The sequence below is a fragment of the Amycolatopsis sp. FU40 genome, assembly GCF_021903635.1.
GTDB classification, from domain to species: domain Bacteria; phylum Actinomycetota; class Actinomycetes; order Mycobacteriales; family Pseudonocardiaceae; genus Amycolatopsis; species Amycolatopsis dendrobii.
Genome location: NZ_CP091380.1, coordinates 131,665 through 150,675, shown reverse-complemented (window position 1 = coordinate 150,675; position 19,011 = coordinate 131,665). Strand labels below are relative to the sequence as shown.

At 69.1% G+C, this 19,011-nt stretch carries 21 protein-coding genes; 5 read left to right on the top strand and 16 right to left on the bottom strand.

The genetic code is table 11. The features are described from left to right. Positions 1-588 precede the first annotated feature (588 nt). From L3Q65_RS01190 to L3Q65_RS01180, 3 genes are all read right to left on the bottom strand, one after another. A complete protein-coding gene (locus L3Q65_RS01190; protein WP_237596645.1) occupies positions 589-1,410 on the bottom strand; it encodes a hypothetical protein in 822 nt (273 codons plus the stop codon). Between the two features lie 619 nt (positions 1,411-2,029). Next, the gene (locus tag L3Q65_RS01185; RefSeq protein WP_237596644.1) at positions 2,030-2,293 is read right to left on the bottom strand and encodes a DUF1883 domain-containing protein; all 264 of its coding nucleotides are present in this window, start codon (positions 2,291-2,293) and stop codon (positions 2,030-2,032) included. A gap of 236 nt (positions 2,294-2,529) precedes the next feature. Continuing rightward, positions 2,530-2,937 (bottom strand): hypothetical protein, encoded by a 408-nt coding sequence (locus L3Q65_RS01180; protein WP_237596643.1) that lies wholly within the window; start codon positions 2,935-2,937, stop codon positions 2,530-2,532. Positions 2,938-3,334: 397 nt separating this feature from the next. On the opposite strand from L3Q65_RS01180, the gene L3Q65_RS01175 reads away from it, so the two are divergent. The 3 genes from L3Q65_RS01175 to L3Q65_RS01165 are packed head-to-tail and all read left to right on the top strand — an operon-like array spanning position 3,335 to position 7,508. Further along, positions 3,335-4,321 carry a TauD/TfdA family dioxygenase gene (locus tag L3Q65_RS01175; protein ID WP_237596642.1) on the top strand — a complete coding sequence of 329 codons (987 nt, stop codon included), beginning with the start codon at positions 3,335-3,337 and terminating at the stop codon, positions 4,319-4,321. A 53-nt stretch (positions 4,322-4,374) separates the two neighbouring features. Continuing rightward, positions 4,375-6,549 carry an amino acid--tRNA ligase-related protein gene (locus L3Q65_RS01170; protein ID WP_237596641.1) on the top strand — a complete coding sequence of 725 codons (2,175 nt, stop codon included), beginning with the start codon at positions 4,375-4,377 and terminating at the stop codon, positions 6,547-6,549. Further along, complete coding sequence (locus tag L3Q65_RS01165) at positions 6,546-7,508, top strand: phosphotransferase (RefSeq protein WP_237596640.1); 963 nt, start codon at positions 6,546-6,548, stop codon at positions 7,506-7,508. The genes L3Q65_RS01170 and L3Q65_RS01165 overlap by 4 nt, the downstream gene beginning before the upstream one ends. Here the strand turns inward: L3Q65_RS01165 and L3Q65_RS01160 are convergent. Then, the gene (locus tag L3Q65_RS01160; RefSeq protein ID WP_237596639.1) at positions 7,501-8,445 is read right to left on the bottom strand and encodes a phosphotransferase family protein; all 945 of its coding nucleotides are present in this window, start codon (positions 8,443-8,445) and stop codon (positions 7,501-7,503) included. The genes L3Q65_RS01165 and L3Q65_RS01160 overlap by 8 nt on opposite strands. Before the next feature lie 212 nt (positions 8,446-8,657). Between L3Q65_RS01160 and L3Q65_RS01155 the strand changes: the two genes are divergently transcribed. Beyond that, entirely contained in the window at positions 8,658-9,113 is a 456-nt protein-coding gene (locus tag L3Q65_RS01155) for a hypothetical protein (RefSeq protein WP_237596638.1), read from the top strand. 183 nt (positions 9,114-9,296) lie between these two features. On the opposite strand, the gene L3Q65_RS01150 is transcribed toward L3Q65_RS01155, so the two are convergent. The 5 genes from L3Q65_RS01150 to L3Q65_RS01130 form a co-directional block, all read right to left on the bottom strand. Beyond that, positions 9,297-10,841, bottom strand: coding sequence for a hypothetical protein (locus L3Q65_RS01150; RefSeq protein ID WP_237596637.1), 1,545 nt, complete (start codon positions 10,839-10,841; stop codon positions 9,297-9,299). Between the two features lie 471 nt (positions 10,842-11,312). Further along, positions 11,313-11,846 carry a hypothetical protein gene (locus L3Q65_RS01145; protein WP_237596636.1) on the bottom strand — a complete coding sequence of 178 codons (534 nt, stop codon included), beginning with the start codon at positions 11,844-11,846 and terminating at the stop codon, positions 11,313-11,315. 93 nt (positions 11,847-11,939) lie between these two features. Beyond that, positions 11,940-12,452, bottom strand: coding sequence for a hypothetical protein (locus L3Q65_RS01140; RefSeq protein ID WP_237596635.1), 513 nt, complete (start codon positions 12,450-12,452; stop codon positions 11,940-11,942). Between the two features lie 236 nt (positions 12,453-12,688). Continuing rightward, positions 12,689-12,952: a hypothetical protein gene (locus tag L3Q65_RS01135; protein ID WP_237596634.1), complete on the bottom strand. Its 264-nt coding sequence runs from the start codon at positions 12,950-12,952 to the stop codon at positions 12,689-12,691. Positions 12,953-13,185: 233 nt separating this feature from the next. Beyond that, positions 13,186-13,626: a hypothetical protein gene (locus L3Q65_RS01130; RefSeq protein WP_237596633.1), complete on the bottom strand. Its 441-nt coding sequence runs from the start codon at positions 13,624-13,626 to the stop codon at positions 13,186-13,188. Positions 13,627-13,829: 203 nt separating this feature from the next. On the opposite strand from L3Q65_RS01130, the gene L3Q65_RS01125 reads away from it, so the two are divergent. After that, positions 13,830-14,828, top strand: a complete 999-nt coding sequence (locus L3Q65_RS01125; RefSeq protein WP_237596632.1) for a DUF4238 domain-containing protein — start codon at positions 13,830-13,832, stop codon at positions 14,826-14,828. 147 nt (positions 14,829-14,975) lie between these two features. On the opposite strand, the gene L3Q65_RS47295 is transcribed toward L3Q65_RS01125, so the two are convergent. The 7 genes from L3Q65_RS47295 to L3Q65_RS01095 form a co-directional block, all read right to left on the bottom strand. Continuing rightward, positions 14,976-15,107 (bottom strand): hypothetical protein, encoded by a 132-nt coding sequence (locus tag L3Q65_RS47295; RefSeq protein WP_255750793.1) that lies wholly within the window; start codon positions 15,105-15,107, stop codon positions 14,976-14,978. Positions 15,108-15,341: 234 nt separating this feature from the next. Next, positions 15,342-15,773: an Lsr2 family protein gene (locus tag L3Q65_RS01120; protein ID WP_237596631.1), complete on the bottom strand. Its 432-nt coding sequence runs from the start codon at positions 15,771-15,773 to the stop codon at positions 15,342-15,344. A 205-nt stretch (positions 15,774-15,978) separates the two neighbouring features. Next, a complete protein-coding gene (locus L3Q65_RS01115; RefSeq protein ID WP_237596630.1) occupies positions 15,979-16,329 on the bottom strand; it encodes a hypothetical protein in 351 nt (116 codons plus the stop codon). Between the two features lie 207 nt (positions 16,330-16,536). After that, on the bottom strand, positions 16,537-16,767 hold the full coding sequence (locus tag L3Q65_RS01110; RefSeq protein ID WP_237596629.1) for a hypothetical protein: 231 nt from the start codon (positions 16,765-16,767) through the stop codon (positions 16,537-16,539). A gap of 165 nt (positions 16,768-16,932) precedes the next feature. Then, positions 16,933-17,337, bottom strand: coding sequence for a hypothetical protein (locus tag L3Q65_RS47540; RefSeq protein WP_370648113.1), 405 nt, complete (start codon positions 17,335-17,337; stop codon positions 16,933-16,935). Between the two features lie 256 nt (positions 17,338-17,593). Next, the gene (locus L3Q65_RS01100) at positions 17,594-18,433 is read right to left on the bottom strand and encodes a DNA cytosine methyltransferase (protein ID WP_237596628.1); all 840 of its coding nucleotides are present in this window, start codon (positions 18,431-18,433) and stop codon (positions 17,594-17,596) included. A 100-nt stretch (positions 18,434-18,533) separates the two neighbouring features. Continuing rightward, positions 18,534-18,911 carry a DUF4262 domain-containing protein gene (locus L3Q65_RS01095; protein ID WP_237596627.1) on the bottom strand — a complete coding sequence of 126 codons (378 nt, stop codon included), beginning with the start codon at positions 18,909-18,911 and terminating at the stop codon, positions 18,534-18,536. Positions 18,912-19,011 lie beyond the last annotated feature (100 nt).

The following is a 19,011-nucleotide window of genomic DNA, read 5'->3' as shown; positions in this document are numbered from 1 at the left end:
CCTTCGGCCGTCAGGGATTGGGGCTTCGCCCAATCCAAAGGCAAAATCATTGCTTCGCAACGATTCCCTAAGGGATCATTTGTCTAATGTGGAGACTTAAAAGAAGGATCATGTTGTCTGCCAACGTGTTTCACACTGTCCATTATGGATACGTTGGCATGAAAGAAAACAGGCGGATTCTCCGCCTGCGCCCGCGCGTTGCGCGAGCGGCAGACCCGTTGCCGTGCCTGCACAACCGGCTCACCCGGCGCGCTGCGCGCACCGAGCAGAAACACGGAAACCGTTGCTCCGCAACGATTCCACCCCCCACCCTGTCGTGGCTTCGCCACAACCGTTGCCCCGCAACACTTTCACCTACACCCCTTGCCCCGCAACACATCCACCAACCACACACCTCCCCCGACCAACACCACCGCCCCGCAACCCCGCACACGCCCGCCGGCACCCACACCCCGGCACACCCAGCCCACCCAACTCTATCCGGGAAGATAGAAACGACGTTCTGCCCAAACCCCCACCACCACACAAACGGGCTCCGCCCCACACCACACAACCACCGAAACCACCGCCGAAGGGTTGCGAGCGGTGCTACTGCGGGCTCTGGCCAGAAGCCTCGGCAAGCCACCGTGCAGCCCGAGTGCACGCCTGTGCTGTGGTGCCGCGGTAGGAAGCCAGGATCCCACCGTCGGGCCCGAGAAGCTGCGCCATGCCCGTGGGATCCTCGACGTCGGTGTAGACGACGACGGCTCGCTCTTTCGTTCCTCCTGCGACCGTCGCCCGCGCCACCTGCAACGACGCGCCGAGGTCGGCCACGATCCATCGCGGATCTTCGACCAGGGCCTGGAACGACGCCACAGCGTCGTCGCACGCATCGTCCGCGCGCAGCTCGATCGCCTGGGTCGCGGGCGGCCGGAACGGCGTCTGCAGCGGGAAGGTCTTCTCGCTCGTCTCGTCGAAAACGAATCCGCTGTCGCTGCACGGATCGATCTGAACGAGCCTGATCTCGGCAACGACCGTCTTGACGGGCCGCAGGTACGTGAAAACTGCTTCGACCTGCCGCCGCCGGTCGGCTTCGGCACGGCGCAGAACGTCGGCCAGGCGGAGCAGGCCGGGGGCATCGATCGTGTCGCGACGGTAGGCCACGACGCTGCGCCCCTGCCACGGCGCGCTGTCCGCAGCCTGGGGGAACACCTGCCGGCAGGTGCCCGCGACAACCTCGCGCAGCGCGGACAGCCCTGAGTGCGGTTGCAGATCCAGTTCGATCCCAGCGGGACCGCTGGAGGCCGGACCCCACTCGACGGTGACCGCACGACCGAAACGCGCCAGGTTCGCCAGCATCTCGCCTTCGAGCAACTGCAGCTGCTCATCCCCGGCGAGCGAGGCAGGCTGGTCGATCACGTGCAGGACCACGTGCCGATACCGTCGCGGAACCCGCTCGAACACAGCCTCGAACGGCCGTGAATCCTCGGTGTCGCGCCACCATCCACACAGCACGTCGAGGCAGCTGTCGCCAAGGTCCCGCGCCGCTCGCCCCACCGGCGCCACCACCGCCCACCTCGGTCCCGGCGGATGCCAGCGCTCTCCCCCGACTGTCATCACGACCCCTCCGCGCGCTACGTCTTCCGGAAAGCTACACCCGCGCACGTCGACCGCGAATCGACCGAAACGGCCACGTCCGTCCAAGCGTGTCGAGCGCGAGGCTCAGCTCAAGCTTTTCGACGCGGGCCGCAGTCTGGCGCGCGTCGAAGTCGTCGAGCACACCGAGGATCGCAGTCAGGCGATCGCTCGCTTCTTCGACGGTGAGTGGGATACAGGAAGGATGAGGCTGCGGCCCCGCTGACATTCCCTGGTCTCCTTTCGTTGTGAAGCAACTAACATCGACGACTACGAATTTGCCGCCGCACCACGGCACGACCAGAGGTTCCGCCCGCCGGCGCAAGCTGGCGGATCCATGAGCTGGTCTATCCCCAAGTTCGATCCAATGAGACTCGCCGCGAACGAGCGGCCCGGGCTCGACCCGCGGCGCGTATCAGTCGGATGGGGCGCTCAACCAGTACCTGATCGTGCCCGGATTGCTGTCGATCACGAGGAACCAATACCCGTCGTAGGGAACCACCAGGTCGGCAGGACTCGACTCCCAGAAACCTCCATGAAACTCGTACTCCTCGCCGTCCCTGTACGCCTGGAAATTATCCGCGTCCATGAGACAGACCCTGGCCGCAGACCCCTTCAACTCCAGCGTGAAGTGGGCACCGCCCGCGCACGACCCGATCTCATCCCAGATGAAGTTCATGACGCCTTTGTATCGACAACCGATCAACGACGGAACACTCGGCCGCGTACGCCGACTGGATGGACGGCCCGACCGCTGAGTCCTGTGCAGGACGCCCTGCCTTGTCGAGGTGGCTGGCGGCAACTCCTCGCCTTTGCGACAAGCGGGACGACCGAAGCCGCGGACCCTGCGGGCGGTCGCTTCGTCCGGTGCCCACAACCAGGTCGAGCGCGGGCTGGAGGAAAACCGCAGTTCGGTCACGGCAGGACCTCCGGCAGGGTCACCTTGCACTCGGCGACCGCGTCCTTCAACGTCTTGCCCTCCGGCGGGTCGCCATACAGGTCCCATTCCAAGCGCAGCGCGCAGCGCTCGGCCAGCGGGCGCAGGTTCTCGACGATCGCGTCGACGAGTTCGGCGAGGTCTTCGCTGCAGTCCTCCGTGACGCTGTCGTCGCTCAGTCCCCATTCAGCGTCCCAGGACACGGAGGCATCGCCGGGGTCGTCGGAGACCGTCCGGTACAGGTCGATCTCGACGGCCCGTTCCTGATTCACCTCAGACGCTTCCGGCTCGGAAGGCGGCGGCGCGGCGAGAGTGGGATTGGGGCGGAGGGCTTCCTTGGCTTCGCGGCGCTCGCGGGCGCGGCGCTGCTGACGGGATTCGCTCACCCCCGCCATATCGGCAACCGGACGCCGCCGCTGGAGAGCCCCCGGCGGCAGTCTTCGGCCGGCGTCTAATCAGTTCAGCAGCGCCGCCCAGGAACGCAGAAGCATCAGGCCGCAGCGCGCGGCAGACAGTTCCCCGGCCTGGCTTACTCCGGGACGCCTCTGTCCAAATGGTCGGATTAGAACCCGACTATTCCCTCTCTGGAAACGAAACAGAAGAAAAACGCCGTTTCCAATCGCTTCCGCAGCTTTTTCCGAATCCTCTCGGGTTCACGATTTCGAGTTCCGTTCGCCTTCGCCGAGAGGAAGCCCGGAGTGATTGGTCGCAGCGGCAAGGATCACCGGGATGGCCCACCCGTGGCGAGCCCAGAGTGTCGGTGCGCGGACTTACCGTTGGCTGGTGTCGCAGAACGGGATGCTCGATCAGTTCAACGCCTGCGAGATCGTCGGCTTCACCGCGCAGGCCACCGCCCGGCTCCACGATGCGGCGTTGCGCGCGGCACGCGAGCTCGGCACGACCGCCGAGGACCAGGCGGAGTGCGCTGCGGGGCTGGTGACCGCGCTTCCCGCTGAGCTGGTGCGAGCGTTGCACCGCTACGCGGGCCGCGGCTCGGTGCACAACACGCTGCTGGTGCGCGGCCTGCTGCCCGAGGACGCAGGTCTGCCGCAGTCGCCAGGGACCACGGCTCCATCCGCGCTCGGCCCGGCCGCCGATGCGGCGGCGCTGACGCTGCTGGCGGTGTTGTCGCAGTTGGGTGAGCCGTTCACGTTCGCCTCGCTCTACGAGGGACGGTTGGTGCAGCACGTGACGCCGGTGCCCGGCCGGGAGGCCGCGCAGACCAGCGAAGGCAGCGATGCGGTGCTGGCCTGGCACGTGGAGGACGCATTCACCGAGAATCGGTGCGACTTCTTCGGCCTGTTGTGCCTGCGCGGCGAGCCAGGCGCGGCGACGCTGGTCGCTCCGGCGCGGAGGCTGGACCTGCCGGACAATGTTGTGCGGGTGCTGCGGGAGCCGCGGTTCGTCATCGAGCCCGACATCGCCCACGGTGCCGACCCGACCCCGGACTTGCCGGTGACTGCGGTGCTGTCCGGTCCGCCCCGCGATCCGGAGATCTGTTTCGACGCGGTCTACCAGCGCCCTGCCGACCCGACCGACGCCGACGCTGCCTCGGCGCTGAAGATCTTGGCGAGCGCTGTCGAGGCCGTCGCGGTGGCGCATGTGCTCGAGCCGGGCGAGTTGCTGATCGCCGACAATCGGCGGGTGGTGCACGGCCGGACGGTGTTCCGGCCCCGCTACGACGGCACCGACCGGTGGCTGCTGCGCACGATGGTCTGTGCGTCGAAACGCGCGCATCGTCGCCGCGGCGCAAGCCGCGCCTTGCACTGACATCCCGTACCGCATCAGCCCTGTCCGGTCCGCCCTCGTGGAAGGTCGTGTCGTTGTCCAACGCCCTCGCTGACGAAACTGTTGTCGTGCAAGGAATCCGGCCACGCTGCGCGTGGTCGGCCGACGAATACAGCCCGCTGGCCGAGGTGGTCGTCGGCACCGCCGCGGGCGCCCGTGTCCCGGCGCTGGACCGGTCGGCGTGGCTGAACCTCTACCCTGACCTGACCGCGGCCGAGCTCTCCGGCATCACAACAGGCGCGTTCCCGGCGCAGATCCTCAGAGAGGCGGAACAAGACCTCGACGCGCTCGCGGACATCCTGGCCGGGCTGGGCGTCTCCGTGCACCGCCCGGTGCCGGTGGAGCACGGGTGCGAGTTCGCGACGCCGCACTGGCGCGCCCGTGGCTTCTACTCCTACTGCCCGCGCGACCTCGCGCTGGTGGTCGGCTCGGCGATCATCCAGGCACCGGGCCCGATGCGAGCGAGGATGTTCGAGCTGGCCGGGCTCCGCTCGCTGTTCCAGGAGCGGATGCTGGCCGGGTCGCCGTGGATCGCCGCCCCGGCGCCGCAGCTGCGCGACGAGCTTTACCCGCTCGACGACACGGGCCGGCCGGTGCTCGGGGAGACCGAGCCGGTGTTCGACGCCGCGAACGTCATCCGCGCCGGGCGCGATCTCTACTACCTGGTGTCCGGCTCGGGCAACGAACTCGGCGCCCGCTGGTTGCAGACCACGGTGTCCGCGCTCGGGGACTACCGGGTGCATCCGATCCGCGGCGTCTACCCGCACACCCACATCGACTCGACGATCAGCCTGCTCCGCGAAGGCCTGGTGCTGCTCAACCCCGCCCGGATCACCGACCCTGCGATGCTGCCGGATCCGTTGCGATCGTGGGACTACCTGTGGTGCCCGCCGATGACCGCCACGCCCGTCGCGAGCGAGGCGCCGTTGTCGTCGGAGTGGATCGGGATGAACTTGCTGATGGTCCGTCCCGACCTGGCCGTCGTCGATGCCGCCCAGCACCGGCTGATCGCTGCGCTCGAGCGACGCGGGATCGAGGTCGTGCCGCACACCCTGCGGCACGCACGCGTGCTCGGCGGCGGGTTCCACTGCGTCACCCTCGACCTTCGCCGCGACCCGCCCGACAGCCCCGACGTGACGCCGAGCAGGGAGAGCCTGAGGATCGACCACACCGATCCCGATTCCGGCGAGGGCATCCGTCCGGCGGGACCGCTGGCCGCCCGCTACGCCCAGCTTCGCACCGACCCGGCCGCCCGCCGGGTGCTCGAGGCGCGGTCGCGGGCGGTCGGCGTGCTGCGCCGCGCCTTGCACGACGGCGGGCACGTCGAGATCGACACGCCGCTGCTGCAGCGCAGCCGCCCGGCGCCGGGCCGGTCGTTCCGGACCGAGACGCAGTCGCTGGACCCGCACATCTACCTGCGGTCCTCGCCGCTGCACCTGCGGGCGATGCTGACCACCGGGCTCGCGCGGGTGTTCGAGATCGGCCGCTCGTTCCGCGACGAACCGGTCGATCCGACGCACAGCCCGGAGTACAGCCTGGTCGAGCTGTACCAGTCGGGGGCGGACTACACGAGCTTGCGGGCCACCGCCCGCGACCTGATCACCGCCGCAGCGGTCGCGGTCCTCGGCGACACCGAGATCCGCACCGGCGACGCCGTCGACCTCGCGGCCGAATGGGCGGTCGTCCCGTTCCACACCGCGCTGGCCACGGCGCTGTCGTACCCGGTCGATCCCGGCACTCCTGCCGCCGAGCTGGCCCGGCTCGCCGAGACACACCGGGTGCCGGTCCGGGCCGGTGCAGGCGCCGAGGAAATCGCGCTGGAGCTCTACGACCGCCTCGTCGAGGCGGACACGATCGCGCCGACGTTCTACGTCGACTTCCCGGCCGGGCCGTCCCCGCTCGCGGCCGCCTGTCCCCGCGACGAGCGGCTCGCGCAGAAATGGGACCTGGTCATCGGCGGCCGCGAGATCGCCACCGCCTACACCGAACTCGCCGACGACGCCGAACTCCGCCGGCGCCTCGCCCCGCACGGCGACCGGATCCTGGCCTCGGAAGCTGCGGCCCTGGACGCGGAGTGGCTGGAGGTGTTCGCCGGCAACATGCCCGCCGCCGGCGGGCTGTGCATCGGCCTGGAACGGCTGCTGCTCACCCTGACCGGCGCGGCCGCGTTGCGCGACGTGATCCCGTTCCCGCTGCCGGAAACCCCGTGACCGGGCTCGCCGGACCCGCCGCCCGCGTCAGCACCGACCTGGAGGCTCTGCTCGGGCACGTCGCCGACGCATTCGCGCTCGGCGACGTCGGCCCCTGGTCGGTGCTGACCACCGGCTACGAGGACTGCAACATCGACCTCGCCGCCGCGGCCGCGCGGGTCGTGGTGAAGGTGTTCGCCCCCGACCGCGGCAGCGGGATCGCAGCACGCACCGCCGGCCTCATCACCGCCGCCCAAGCCCTCGGCGTCCGCCACCCCCGCCTGCACCGCGACACCCGCGGCGCCCTGGTGCACGCCTACCGCGGACACCACGTGCTGGTGATGGACTTCGTCCCGGGGCGCACCGTCTACGACCTCGACCGCGCACCGAGCCGCCGCGAGCTCGCCGGAATCGTGGAGCAGGCAGCACGGATCCACGCCATCGACGCGAACGTCGAGCCCGTGTTCGACGCGTGGGCGATCACCAACCTGGCACCGCTGGCCGGGCAGCTGCGCGACGTGCTCGACACCGAGCAGCGCCGCCTCGTCGGCCAGGCCCTCGAGGAGAACGCCGCCGTCGACCGCGCGGCGCTGCCCGCGGCGCTGATCCACGCCGACCTGACCCAGGGCAACGTGCTGCTCGCCGACGACGGCACCGTGACCGTGCTGGACTTCGCCGTCGCCAACCGATTCCCTCGCGTCCAGGAGCTGGCCGTGGTCGCCGCGAACCTCACCCACGGCTCGCCGGACCCGCTGCCGAAGCGGGCAGAGACAGTCGCCGAGTTGTACTCGGCCGCCGCAGCGGTCCCGGTGACGGCGGCCGAGCGGGTCGCGCTGAGGGCGTTCACCCGCGCGGCCGCGGCGATGGAGCTGCTCGGCGCGCTGGCCGAATGGCACCACCACGGCAACCGCGGTGCGGAGACGGAGTACCTGATCGGGCTCGGGCTGGCCGGTTTGCGCGACTGCGCCGCGCTCAGCTGATCCGGCTCCGCAGCCACGTCAGGGCGGCGGAACCCTTCGCGTTCTGGTGCGCCCGCAGGGTCGGCAAGTTCGCCGGGGCAGGAAGCAACGACTGGTACAGGAAATCCCCGGCCACCGCGGCGAGCACCGCGTTCACCGCGTCCGGCTCCGCACGACGCGCCGGTCCGAAGCCTGTCCACGCGGCTTCGGGATCGATGCCGCTGGTCGCCGCGACCGACGGCAGGAACAGCAGCGCGTCGATCCAGGGGGCACCGGTGACCGCGTAGGGCCAATCCACGATGAAGACCCGGTCGTCAGCGGTGAGCAGCACGTTGTCCGCCCGCAGGTCCGCGTGGCACAGTGTGTCGCCTGCTGCGGCCGCAGCCCAGCCGGACTCCAGCTCGACCAGCCGGGGCAGGTTCGTCCGCGCCCACGCATCGACCCTATTGGTCAGGTCCGTGTCCACGGCAATCTTTTGCCATGAACGGAAGTTCTCCGCCAGGTCGTCCACAATGGACATAGCGGTGACCGGTGCCGGAGTCAAGGTGTCGGCCAGCTGCTCCAGCGCGGCGAGCACCCGCGCGAACTCGCCGGGCTCCCACGGCAGGGCAGGCATGGCGCCGTCGATGTCGTCCTCAACGAGCATCACCCAGTCTCCGTCGTCGTAACTCCACTGCAGCCGCGGCGCCGGAACCCCTGTCGGCAGGGACGCCATGACCTCGATCTCGCGCCGGTACAACCCCGGCGAGCGTGGATTGCGGTCCGGGTTGATCGCCTTGGCGAACACCCTCCGACCGTCCTCGAGCACGAGACGCGAGGCCAGCCCCGGCGAGAAGCCGCCAGCCTGCCTGACGTCGCTCGACACCCGGGCTCCCAGCGCGGACTCCGCCGCCGCACGCACCTGTTCGGGCAGGTCGGCCCAGCGCAACCGCTCCAGCGCCATCGTCTCCGCGCCCACCGGACACCTCCCGTCGTCACCACCAGACTCATAGTCTCGCGCCGCTCGGATCGGCCCGCACCCGGCTCGGCCGCACCTGCCGCCGAGGTCGCCCTCGCCTCGGACGTTCGAGCTCTTCTCCGTGCCAGGCGCTGCAGCCAGCCTGTGGGCGGACCGCGAGGGAACGGCTCACCAAGCTGGTGTTCGCCGATGAGGTCAGGAACGATGACAGGATGCCGACCGAGCACGCCGATCTCGATGCCGCCGTCGCTGTGCGAGCACCGGACGGCAGCACGTGGAAGGTCTGGAACAGCGGGCACGTCGGATGGTCTCCGACGGAGCTCGCGGCAGTGGTGCAAGACCCCGACACCAGGCAGTGGCACGCCGATCCCGCCCGAGAGAACCGGGTGCTTCCCCGCCTCGAGTTCGAGGCGACTTACACAGCGATCGGCCGAGAACCGCGACGCGACCCGCGGATCACCCGGCTGGCAAACCTGGTCGCCGAGCTGCTCGACGAATTCGAGGCTGCGACCGGCAGCCCGGCGGCGTGCGCCGGACAACTCGAGCAGGCCGTCGCCGACGTCGAGGCGATTCCCGAGGAGACCGCGCGCCGCGCGACGGCGCACGCCGCGCAACAGCGACGCACAGGATTCCATCTCGGCCAAGCAGCCCGACGCCGCCCGTCGTAGCCGCGCGAGCCTGCGCTGCATTCCCGTTCGGCGTCACGCCATCGGTACGGTTTCCGTTGCGAGGAAACGCTTCCTGACCAGCCAGAGTGGAACCGGCACTCAACATACTTATCAGGGAAGATAGAACAGGCGTTCACTCGAACCCGCCACATCCCAGGGCTCCGCACCGCGATATTCCGCGCGCTACCGCTCGGTCAGCCACCGCGCCCACACTGACGGTTCAGTTCCGATCTCGGGCGGGATCCCCAGCTGGGCCAGCGCACCGGGATAGCGGGACTCGTACATCCGATTGACCCGCGCGGCGTAGCCCGGGTCGCGCAGCAGCCAGGCGGCGGGAAGCCGGGTGCAGCGCAGCAACGCCTGCATGCCCTCGCCGCTCAGGTCCCCGTCGACGACGCCGCGCCGCAGCAGACCCTCGACCACCCGGATCCGCTCGTCGACGCGCCGCTCGAACGAGCCAGGGTGCTCGTCGCCGGTGTCGCGGTCGGCGGCCACCAGCCCGAGCAGGTCCCAGAGCGGCGCGGTGCCCTCGACCTCCACTGTCGCCGCCAGCCACGGCAGCTGCAGCATCCTCGCCGTGTGAATGCGGTGACTGCCGTTCGAGCCGAGCCGGTACAGCGGACCCGCCCACGCCGGGACGTGCAGCAACGAAATGTCGGGACCGAACAGCCGGTCGGTGAACGCGTCCAGATCCTCTGCGGCCAGCAGGCCCTCGGCGATGTCGCGCGGCGTCTCGGGCCGGTGCTCGCCGAACTCGCCCCAGGTGCCGTGGACTGTGCCCACCACCAGCCGGGACGGCACCCACGCGACGGTGTGCGCGGACCCGACGTGGTCGCGGTTGCGCCGCGTACCCACGGGGCGCAACCCGGCATGGCCGCGCAGCTGCGGATCGCGCGCGTTGAGCACGGCGGCCCGGCCGGCGAGATAGCCCGCCACGTCGCCGGAGTGCTCCCTCAGCACCTGCCGCGCCTTCCGGCACGCCGCCAGGTGCTCCTCGTACACAGGGCCGCGCAACGCGAGCAGCTCGGACACGCTGGGGCCTTCCTCGGACCGGTCCGACTCCCATCCCGTGCGAACCCACGGCCGCGGCTGCTCCGGCGCGCGGACGCGGATCTCCGGCGGCCGGTGCACGAAGAACCAGGACAACACGTGCGCGGCGGAAGCGGAGGTCGACGCCATCCCCCAGAACTTCCACGGCTCGGTGCCATCGGCCTCGCGATTCGAGACGGCCACGAACCCACCGCGCTCGTCGTAGTCGAGCGTCCAGGTCGCGGTCCCGGCCGTAGGCACGGGCACAAGCGGGGAAAGATCTGCCTCGACGATCTCGCCGCGGCGCAGGTCGATGGCACGGCGCACCGTCTCCAGGTCGTCACCGCGCTCGAGGGCCAGCCCCTCCACACGCGCCGCAGCGCACAGAAGACCGTAGGCCGCCTCGAGCCGTTCGCGCAGCTCTCCGGCCGCAGCGGCCAGGCCGCCGTAGTCGAAAAACACACGCCCGTCCCCCAACAGCCGGACGACGTGACCGGCGTGCTCCTCTGCCGCAAGCAGAGCCTTCCATTCCCGAGGCCATTCCGGAGCCGTCTCGTCCTCGCGCTCCGGTCTGTCCGCCAGCTCGCCCGTCCCGGCAGCCGACGACGCACGCATGCTCAGTGTGACGGCGATATCGCCGCGTTCCTCCTCGGGCAGCCACCGGACCAAGGCGCGCACGAGGGCAGCGAGCACGCTCACGACGTCGACCCAACCCTGCTGCCACCAGAATGAGCGGACACGTCCCAAGCCCTGTTAGCCGAAGCACCCTGCGCCGAAAACCGTTCCACATCGACGATCCTGCCCGACGCGGAGTCCGGCCGCCTGGCCGAACCGGGTGGAGTGCCGGCACCGACGACTCGCAGAGCTGTTGGATGGGATTGTGTCGGTGCGCCGGGCGTGGCCGTCGTCGCTGGCCACGACATGGGTGCCGGGGTGCTGAATCCACGCGGCGGGGGGGGAGCCGCTGGTGCCCGTCATCCCGCAAATCCGGCCAGCTCTCCGTTGATCACGATTGCTCCGCAGGAGCACCGATATCCGGCGTCGCGCCCGTTGCTGACCATTCGATTCGTCGACTCGGGCTCGGCACCGCATCCCGGGCAGCCGTGCACACGCGTTTCGTCAATCGGGTCGCGTGAACCGGATGAATCAGTGCAGTCAGCCGACATTTCGTCACGCTCCCTCTCGCGACAGGAACGCGCGAAACGACGCGAGGGACAGCTCGTGCGCGTCCCACTTGGACACCGTTGGGATCACAGCCCACAGCCACTCTTGCACGCGCTCCTGGACCCACAACCAGTCACGCCCGTCAATGTCCGTGTTCGGGTCCTCGCGAGCCGCTCCGAAATCCCAGTCGCGCATCTCGCTGATCGTCCAGGTGCGGTCGAGCTCAGGTGCAACGTGGGCCAGCTCGGACCATTCCCTCATGATGCCCCGGGCGACACCGAGCAACCGCGCCTGGTCGTGGCGCAACTCGCGCTCCCCGACGTCGCCGAAGTACGAGAGGTCGCGCCAGTCCGCGCGCACCTCCTCGGATACGGTGCCGTACCTGTCTCCACAGCGGTCCCGCGCCACGACGGAAGACGCCGCACGCCTGTAGCCCTCGTCGTGCAGCCAACCCGCGAACTCGTCGATGCTGTCGTAGACATGGTGCAGGCGCGGCCGGTCCTCGTCGCCCGGAAACGTCACGTAGGTGGTAACAGGCATGACTCTCCAATGATCCGAAGTAGACGGCGGCCCGAAGACCCGCCGTGACGAGGCCCTCTGCCGTGCAACGGAGACGGGTCTTCGCCTCGCTTGTCAGGACGGCGCGATGCCGATCCAGAGCCAGCCGGTGTGCACCTGCGCTCCTTCGGTGGGCACAGTCACCGTTCCGCCCAGCACCCGCACACCGGCCGTCCGGTACGAGCCGCTCGTGCCGTAGACGACGTGCTCGCCCGGCACGAGCACCCCTGACACCGCGGCGGCCACTGCCGCGTCCAGGTCCGCGTGCCCGCCGGGTACGGCCGGGATCTTCACCTCATGCTCCCGACGCCCGCCTTTGACCGCGATGCCGCCGGCCCGACCCCACTTGTCGCGGATCTCGGCCCACCGCTCGTCGTCGCCTCTGAGGACGCTGAAGGCCATCTTTCCGGCCTCCCCCAGATCGACCGGCTCGGCAGACACGATCACGAACCCTTCGCCGGCCTTCTCCGCGATCGAGCCCGTGTACCCGCCTGATCCGTACTCCCACTGCGCGTTCGCGACGGCCGCGCGGAACGACTCGTCGGCGTCAGTCCCTTCCTGGTAGGCCAGGAATTCATCAGCTCCCATGGCTTGTGTTCTCCCGTGTCTCGTGGTGGCGGTGCGGACTGCGGCCTGCGCCACTCGCTGCTGCCGCGGGTGTCACTGGGCCGGCGTCGTCCAGCGCGTCCGTGCAGTCCCGCGAGCCGAAACGCATTCCGGTACTCGCACCCTGGGTATGGGTTCAGTCGCGTTTCCGCTCGCGAAGCCGCCCAGAACTGAAGCGCCCGCCGACTCCTCAGCCATCTCTGGGCCAATCCGGTGCCTCAGCTCTTCCGAATCGAGGACGCGATCCCGCCCCAGGCGATGCGGAAGTAGTCGTTTTCGGCCAGTTCCTGCGCCAGGTACCACGCATTGGTGCCGCGTCGAGAGTTCCGAATGCGGCGCCATAGCCAGGAGCCGAGATCGCTCGTGGTGGTCGTCCCTGCCCGGGTGGCGAGCCGAGCGGCTTCCTCGCGCACCGGGGCATCGCCCGCCAGCCACTCGATCACCAAACTCGTAACATGCTGCCCGCGATCGCTCTGGATCATTGCCGCTTGCCTTCGTCCTGTATGTTCAGCGCTGCCGGGTTGTTGGCTGATCCGCACCACGGCCGCAGGTCCGTTTCTCGTTCCACGACTGAGCCGACGGGCCACCGGACGGGCAGCGTCCCGGACGATGGCCGACTGCGCGGCGGGCGAGGCGATCCGGCCAGTCCGCCGACGCCACTGCGTCGCAGCGGGGGCTGCGTTCCCGGTTGCCGACGCAGCTCAGGGGCAGCGTCTCACAATGCCCGCGGCCGGATGCTCCGCGGCAATTCGACGTCGCGCTGGCAGTTCTCGCAGAAGAACCTGACATGATCGAACGCCGTCTCTCCGGCCGTGATCACGGCCCGTTCGCCCCCGCCGGTCATGCTCACCGAGCTGTGCCGATTGCACTCTTCTTCCGCGAAGATCTGCGCTTCCGCACCGCAGTGCGGGCACACAAGCTCGTTGTCCTCGGACACGCCGACTAACTTCAGATCGCGGGGCTGCGCCGCGGCGTCGACGCTGTCCCGGTCCACATTGGATTGTGTCATCGGTATGCTTTCTGGGCTGCAACTGCTGAGAATGCGCGAGGTGGGCATAGCGGCCGGGTTCAGCAACGTCGAGACGGGGCCGATCTTGAGCCAACTTTTGACGGCACAGCCGAAGGCCGGAAGCGATCCGTGTTTCCAATGCGCCACCGAGGTGTTTCCCGATCGGAAGGCCTGCGAGGGCGCTGTGCGGCTGTCCCTCAGCACTTCTGCGAGGCAGGACTTTCTGCCGATTCAGTGGGGCACGCCTCGAATTCCGCGACCCGCGACGATGAAGCGCCACGGCCGCACCATCGTCCGTTTCCCGACACGCCACGGCGAGCGCGGGCGCTTGAGCGGCATACAGTGATCCGGTGGCTCGTCATCACCTGGTCCCCCAGATGCTGCTCAAGCGATTCGCGACCGAGCAGCGCAAGATTGTCATGGTCGATCGGCGACCACCGCACAGCGCGCGGCTGACATCGGTGAAGAATGCGTGCGCTGAGTGCGGCTTCTACAGCATTCCCACCGAGGAATTGGAGGAAGGCGCGCGCGATGGCCACGATCCCGAGGACGCCGAGCTCTGGTTGGCCGATCTCGAGGGTGGTGCCGACCCGCTGGTCACGGGCCTGGTCGACGGACGCTTCCCGCCGACTCCGGAGGAACGTTTCACCATCGCATTGTTCACGGCTATGCAGATGACGCGGGGGTGGCGTTTTCGGGATGACATGAACGACGTGAGCACCGCTGTGATCCAGAACCTGGTGCCCGACATCCCGCCAACCGTGATTCGCGACTGGTTGCGCGACCACGGCGAACCTCACGACGACCGCGCCGTTCGATCGTTTCGCGAACGGATGCTCCGACCGGACAACAGCCCACAGGTCACCATGACTCAAGCCTTCGCTGTTCACCAAGCACTGCGCACGGCGGTCGAAGGTCTCACCGAACGGCTGTTCTTGCGCCCCTGGCGACTACTCCGGTTCGACCACGATGTCCTGCTCATCAGCGACAATCCCGTCGGGATCTGGTCGCCAGCCCCGAGAGGGATCTCTCCGACCGTCGGGCGAGGGAATGCATCCATGATCTTCCTGCCGTTGGATCGGCGGACCGCTCTGGCATTCGCCTCACACGGCACCGACAAGGTCTCTCACCCCGGTCCGACTCGGGCTCGGCAGATCAATCTGTCGGTCATCGAGGATGCTCGCCGCTGGATCTTCCACCATCCCGACGATCAGCCGCTCAACGATCTCATCGTCCCGCCCCTGTCCGAACTCGTAAAGGAACTAGTCGACGTTCGGCAGGACAGCGACGGCAAGGTCCGCGAGCTCTACCGATATTCCAGACGCGCCGCGCCGCTCAGCGATACGTGACCCAGCCCTTCCATCGACTCACGTGCTTCACCCGGCTCTGCCGAGCCTCGCCTCGGAAAGTGGTTAAACGCCAACGGATAGCGACAGCGTCTCGATAGGGCGAGGTCGGCGCTCTTTGGTACTGCTTCCGCCGTTCGACGTTGCGGGTCAGCTCGAGGCGCAGGCCGCTGACACCGCGAACTCGGCCAGATCGGCGAGGGCGAGCAGCAGCAGGAACGCGGGTTCGGCCGGGCCGTCACCGCACCCTGCGCACCCGCTGCCCGTCACCGTCTTGCTCACCAGACTGTCCCCGCAGGGCAGTCTGGGCAAGACAGTCGCGCTTCGCTGGCGTCAGACCGGGACCTCGTCGGCTGAAGCCCCGCGGCGGACAACTGGCTTCTGCTTTCGTTCTGTCCTCTCCGCCGGTGTGCGCCGGGCGTGCGCTGCTCGATCCACGCGGCTCGGAGCGGCTTCCGAGAACCTGCGGTCGTCCTCGCGGACCTACGTCGCCGTGCGCTCGGACTCTCCCTGCGGTCAACGGCTGCTGCGACGCCCACGACTGCCGGTCCGCGCTGTGCCGCGGGGCTTTCGCGCCGGTGCCTGCGTCGGCTTCTGGTCCCGCTCGTCGTACTCGCGGATCACTTCGGCGGGGATGCGACCACGGTCGGAGACCACGTATCCGTTTGTGCGAGCCCAATCCCGGATGACCTGGTTGCGCTCGCGCTCGGCCGGGGTCAGTGCTCGGCGAGGAGCAGCCAGTTCGGCCGCGGTCGTGCCGCGGATCTTGCGACCGCCCACGCGCTTCCCCGCCGCGACGTACCGCGCGAGCTCCTCCCGCAGCGCTGCGGCGTTCGCGTCCGAGAGATCGATTTCGTACCGCACGCCGTCGAGTCCGAACGGGACTGTCTGCCCTGCGACGCTGCCGTCGATATCGTCGACCATCTCGACGGACATCTTCTGTGCCATGCGGCTTCCCCTTTGCTGCGGATTCCGGAACGGGAAGAGCCTATCGATTCCGGCTTCCCGTGGAATCGGGGAGTGCCCGCCGAGGTCGCGACTCTCTGCCCAGCCGGAAGTATCCGCAGATGAACGCACGCGCCGCTGCCGAATCTGCGCGTCGATTGCTCGTGCGATACCCGTCGCGTGTTTTCGCGCGCGGATTCGCTCGCCGTCAGCTCCACAGCACCGAGATCACGTCGTCGTTGAGCAGGTTCATGCTTTCGGCATCGCGCCCGGCGTCAGCGGCGAGCTCGATCAGGTGGCTCGTGTATCGCTTGCGCAGCTGCGAGGCACCGATCTCCACTCTGACCCTGGTGCCGTCGCGCATCTCCCCGTAGCAGTAGGACACGTCCATGAACGGAAAATCCGACTCTCCGAGCAGGCGCAGCCGAAGGATCTTGACCAGGTCCGGGTTCTCCAATGGCACGGGCGCGCGGCTGTGGTCGATCGAATCGCGCACGGCGTAGGCGTCGGCGTCGATGGGATTGGTCTCCTGCACGCCGTAGTCGGCAGGGTTCGTCATCACGGTCTTCCTCTCGATGCTGTTGCGGGCAGAACCCCGGGCTGATCTGCTCCCGTCGCAGGCCGCGCGGCAGGACGTCGCCTGGGTCTGCGTCAACAGGCGATCTCGTGGCGGTCGGGCGCTGTTCGCCAGCTCTCTTCCTGTGAAGGCCAGGCGTGCGCGCCGCGTGCGGTCAGTTCAGCCCGATTGCGCGATCCTGAAAGCGGGTCATTCGGCGAGCCTTTCCACCTTCACGGTGCGCGGGTCCAGCAACAGCCTGACGCCTGCCGGCACAGTGCCGACCTCGCCCTTGACCTTCGCGATGACGTGGCGCGCGAACTCGGCGCGGATTGCGGCTTCTGAGGCCGGGTCGTCGGGATCCATCTCGAACTCGATGCTGTACGGCCTCTTGCCGTTCACTGACCTTCCGGTTGCCCGGTATTTCGCGACCTCGCTCATGCGTTCTCCTGTTCAGGGCGGGCCTGCCAACGAATTCGTCCGGCCGCGCGGGGCCGGGCGCGGTCCGGAATGCCGATGCCAAGTCGCTGTCGTCGCCGTGCGCGGCAAGTCCGGCGGGCCCCGTCAGCCAGGAAGGACACGACCTTGTGCGGCCAGCCGGCGCGGCTACCCGCAGGTCCGGCGGCGCGCGCGGGAGCCGGTCTGGCGGCTGCGGGCCGCGGACGGCGGCCGCGTCGGACGGCCGGGACCGCGGGCGGCAGGCCGGCGGCGCCAGCGTGTACGTGCCGGTTGGCGGAAGGGCAGGCCATGCAGGCCAGTCAGGTCGTCCAGGAGCAGGCTCACGGCGTGCGCGGCTTGGGCGGGCATGACGCTGTTTCCGAGGGCTCGCAGCTGCGCAGCGCGGGGCAGGCCGAGATGGGCGGCGGTGACCCACTCGGCGGGAAAACCCATGAGCCATTCGACGAATGCGGGCGCGAGGCCGCGCCGCCCGGGCGGCGTCGGGTGCGGCGCGGGACGGCCGGTGACGAGCTCCCAGCGGTGGACTGCGGCCGAGTATTCGCCCCAGTCCACGACCCCGTGACCGCCGGGCGGGCGTGCAGTGGCCGAGGACCGGGTACGCGGGACGGTTCTGGTCGCCTTGGCACGGCGGTGCTTCTGCCGGAAGAACTGCTGTGCACGGCGGAGATCGCCGACTGTTTGCCAGGAACCCGGGGACAGGCAGCTGCGCAGCCCCGAGTGGTCAGGGGCTGTCGGCGCGCCGCAGCGCGCCCCGTACAGCGGGGATGCCGGTGTTCCGCGAGCCCGGCCGTGCCGAGGCGGGCCGCTGCTACGAGGTTGGCGGTTGTCCGCAGTCGGCGGTCGGAGTCCCGGCGTTCGCGCGGGATCGGCTCGCGTCACGCATCCGGCCGGAGCCAGACGGTGCGGAGTGGCCGTCGTCGGGGCCGTCACCGACGTCGGCGGCAGCAGTTCGGGCCGGACGACCGAGTTGACCGCGTCGTCGAGGTTCACCTGGTGCCCGCCGGCGCGGCGGCGCACCGGGTCGGACGCGCCGCGCTGGTCCCCGTCGCGCGCCGCCGGGGTGGGCAGCATGCGCATGCCGTCGCGTGCTGGGGACGGCACACAGGAACACCCTCTCCCGTCGGTGCGCGCCGCCGACGTCGGCGGCGCGCACGCTTCGCCAGACCGCGTCATACCCAAGGGAGGCCAGGCCGCCGAGTACTCGGTCGAGTCCTCCGTTGCGCCATCGGAGCGCGGCGACGTTTTCCACGACGACGAGGTCCGGTCCCAGTACGCGAATGACGTCCAGGATGTCGCTCCACAGTCCACTGCGCGCGCCTTTCACGATGCCCGCGCGCCGACCGCACGCGGAAATGTCCTGACACGGAAACCCCGCCGTGACCACCTGCACCGGCTCCACGCGCGTGAAGTCGACCGTGCGCAAATCGCCGAGGTTCGGCACGCCGGGCAGCCGCGCTGCGAGCACTGCGGAGACAAAGGGGTCGACTTCGCAGTGCCACGCGATCCGCCCGCCGAGCACGGCCGCCACGCCCAGGTCCAGCCCGCCGAGTCCGGTGCACAACGACCCGATTACCGGGCCGTTGGTCCCCACGAAGTACAGGCCGTCGCTCGCGGCGGGCCCGGCGCCTCCGCGGAGAGTTGGGTTCATCGCCGCTGTTCCTTTCGAGTCGCTGTCCGGATTGCAGTCTGCGGACGAATGCAGCTGCATCTCCGCGCCGAACTGGTCCGCGGGCCGGGCCGTCGGTTGGTCAGTCCAGAAATGTCACCGCGAGCGCTGCGGGTGCAGTCGAATTGCCGCCGAACATCTTGCGGACAAGGATCATGGGCCCCAGGTCTGTGTTCGGTTCCAGCCGCACTGACCGGCCCTCCACTTGCGTGACCTGTCCGGGCGCGAATCGGCCGTCATCGATCTGTCGCGCGGCGAGGGCGTTGAGCACCGATTGCCCCTGCTCCGCGTCGGCGCAGGAGATGCACAGCTCCGGCAGTTGTTTCAACGTCAGGCCAACGGTGTAGGCGAACCGGCTCCCGTCATAGTCCGTAGCGACGATCACTCCCCAGCCGTCGCGATCCATGATTTCCAGCAGCTTCCCCACTACCGCCGTCGGTTCGTCGCTCATGTCTTTCATCGGTTCTCCCGTTCGCCGCTTTGTGCGCGGTCCCGCTCGTTCTGGCCCGAGCAGGTTCCCGTCGGTCGGTGTGTCCATTGCTGCGGGTCGTCGATTCACC

Coding starts and splice junctions, on each gene's coding strand:
- L3Q65_RS01145 (WP_237596636.1), bottom strand. CDS start 11,846: ATGCCTGTTACCACCTACGTGACGTTTCCGGGCGACGAGGACCGGCCG.
- L3Q65_RS01110 (WP_237596629.1), bottom strand. CDS start 16,767: ATGAGCGAGGTCGCGAAATACCGGGCAACCGGAAGGTCAGTGAACGGC.
- L3Q65_RS01095 (WP_237596627.1), bottom strand. CDS start 18,911: ATGAAAGACATGAGCGACGAACCGACGGCGGTAGTGGGGAAGCTGCTG.
- L3Q65_RS01155 (WP_237596638.1), top strand. CDS start 8,658: ATGCCGACCGAGCACGCCGATCTCGATGCCGCCGTCGCTGTGCGAGCA.
- L3Q65_RS01135 (WP_237596634.1), bottom strand. CDS start 12,952: ATGATCCAGAGCGATCGCGGGCAGCATGTTACGAGTTTGGTGATCGAG.
- L3Q65_RS01185 (WP_237596644.1), bottom strand. CDS start 2,293: ATGAACTTCATCTGGGATGAGATCGGGTCGTGCGCGGGCGGTGCCCAC.
- L3Q65_RS01140 (WP_237596635.1), bottom strand. CDS start 12,452: ATGGGAGCTGATGAATTCCTGGCCTACCAGGAAGGGACTGACGCCGAC.
- L3Q65_RS01100 (WP_237596628.1), bottom strand. CDS start 18,433: ATGAACCCAACTCTCCGCGGAGGCGCCGGGCCCGCCGCGAGCGACGGC.
- L3Q65_RS01115 (WP_237596630.1), bottom strand. CDS start 16,329: ATGACGAACCCTGCCGACTACGGCGTGCAGGAGACCAATCCCATCGAC.
- L3Q65_RS01120 (WP_237596631.1), bottom strand. CDS start 15,773: ATGGCACAGAAGATGTCCGTCGAGATGGTCGACGATATCGACGGCAGC.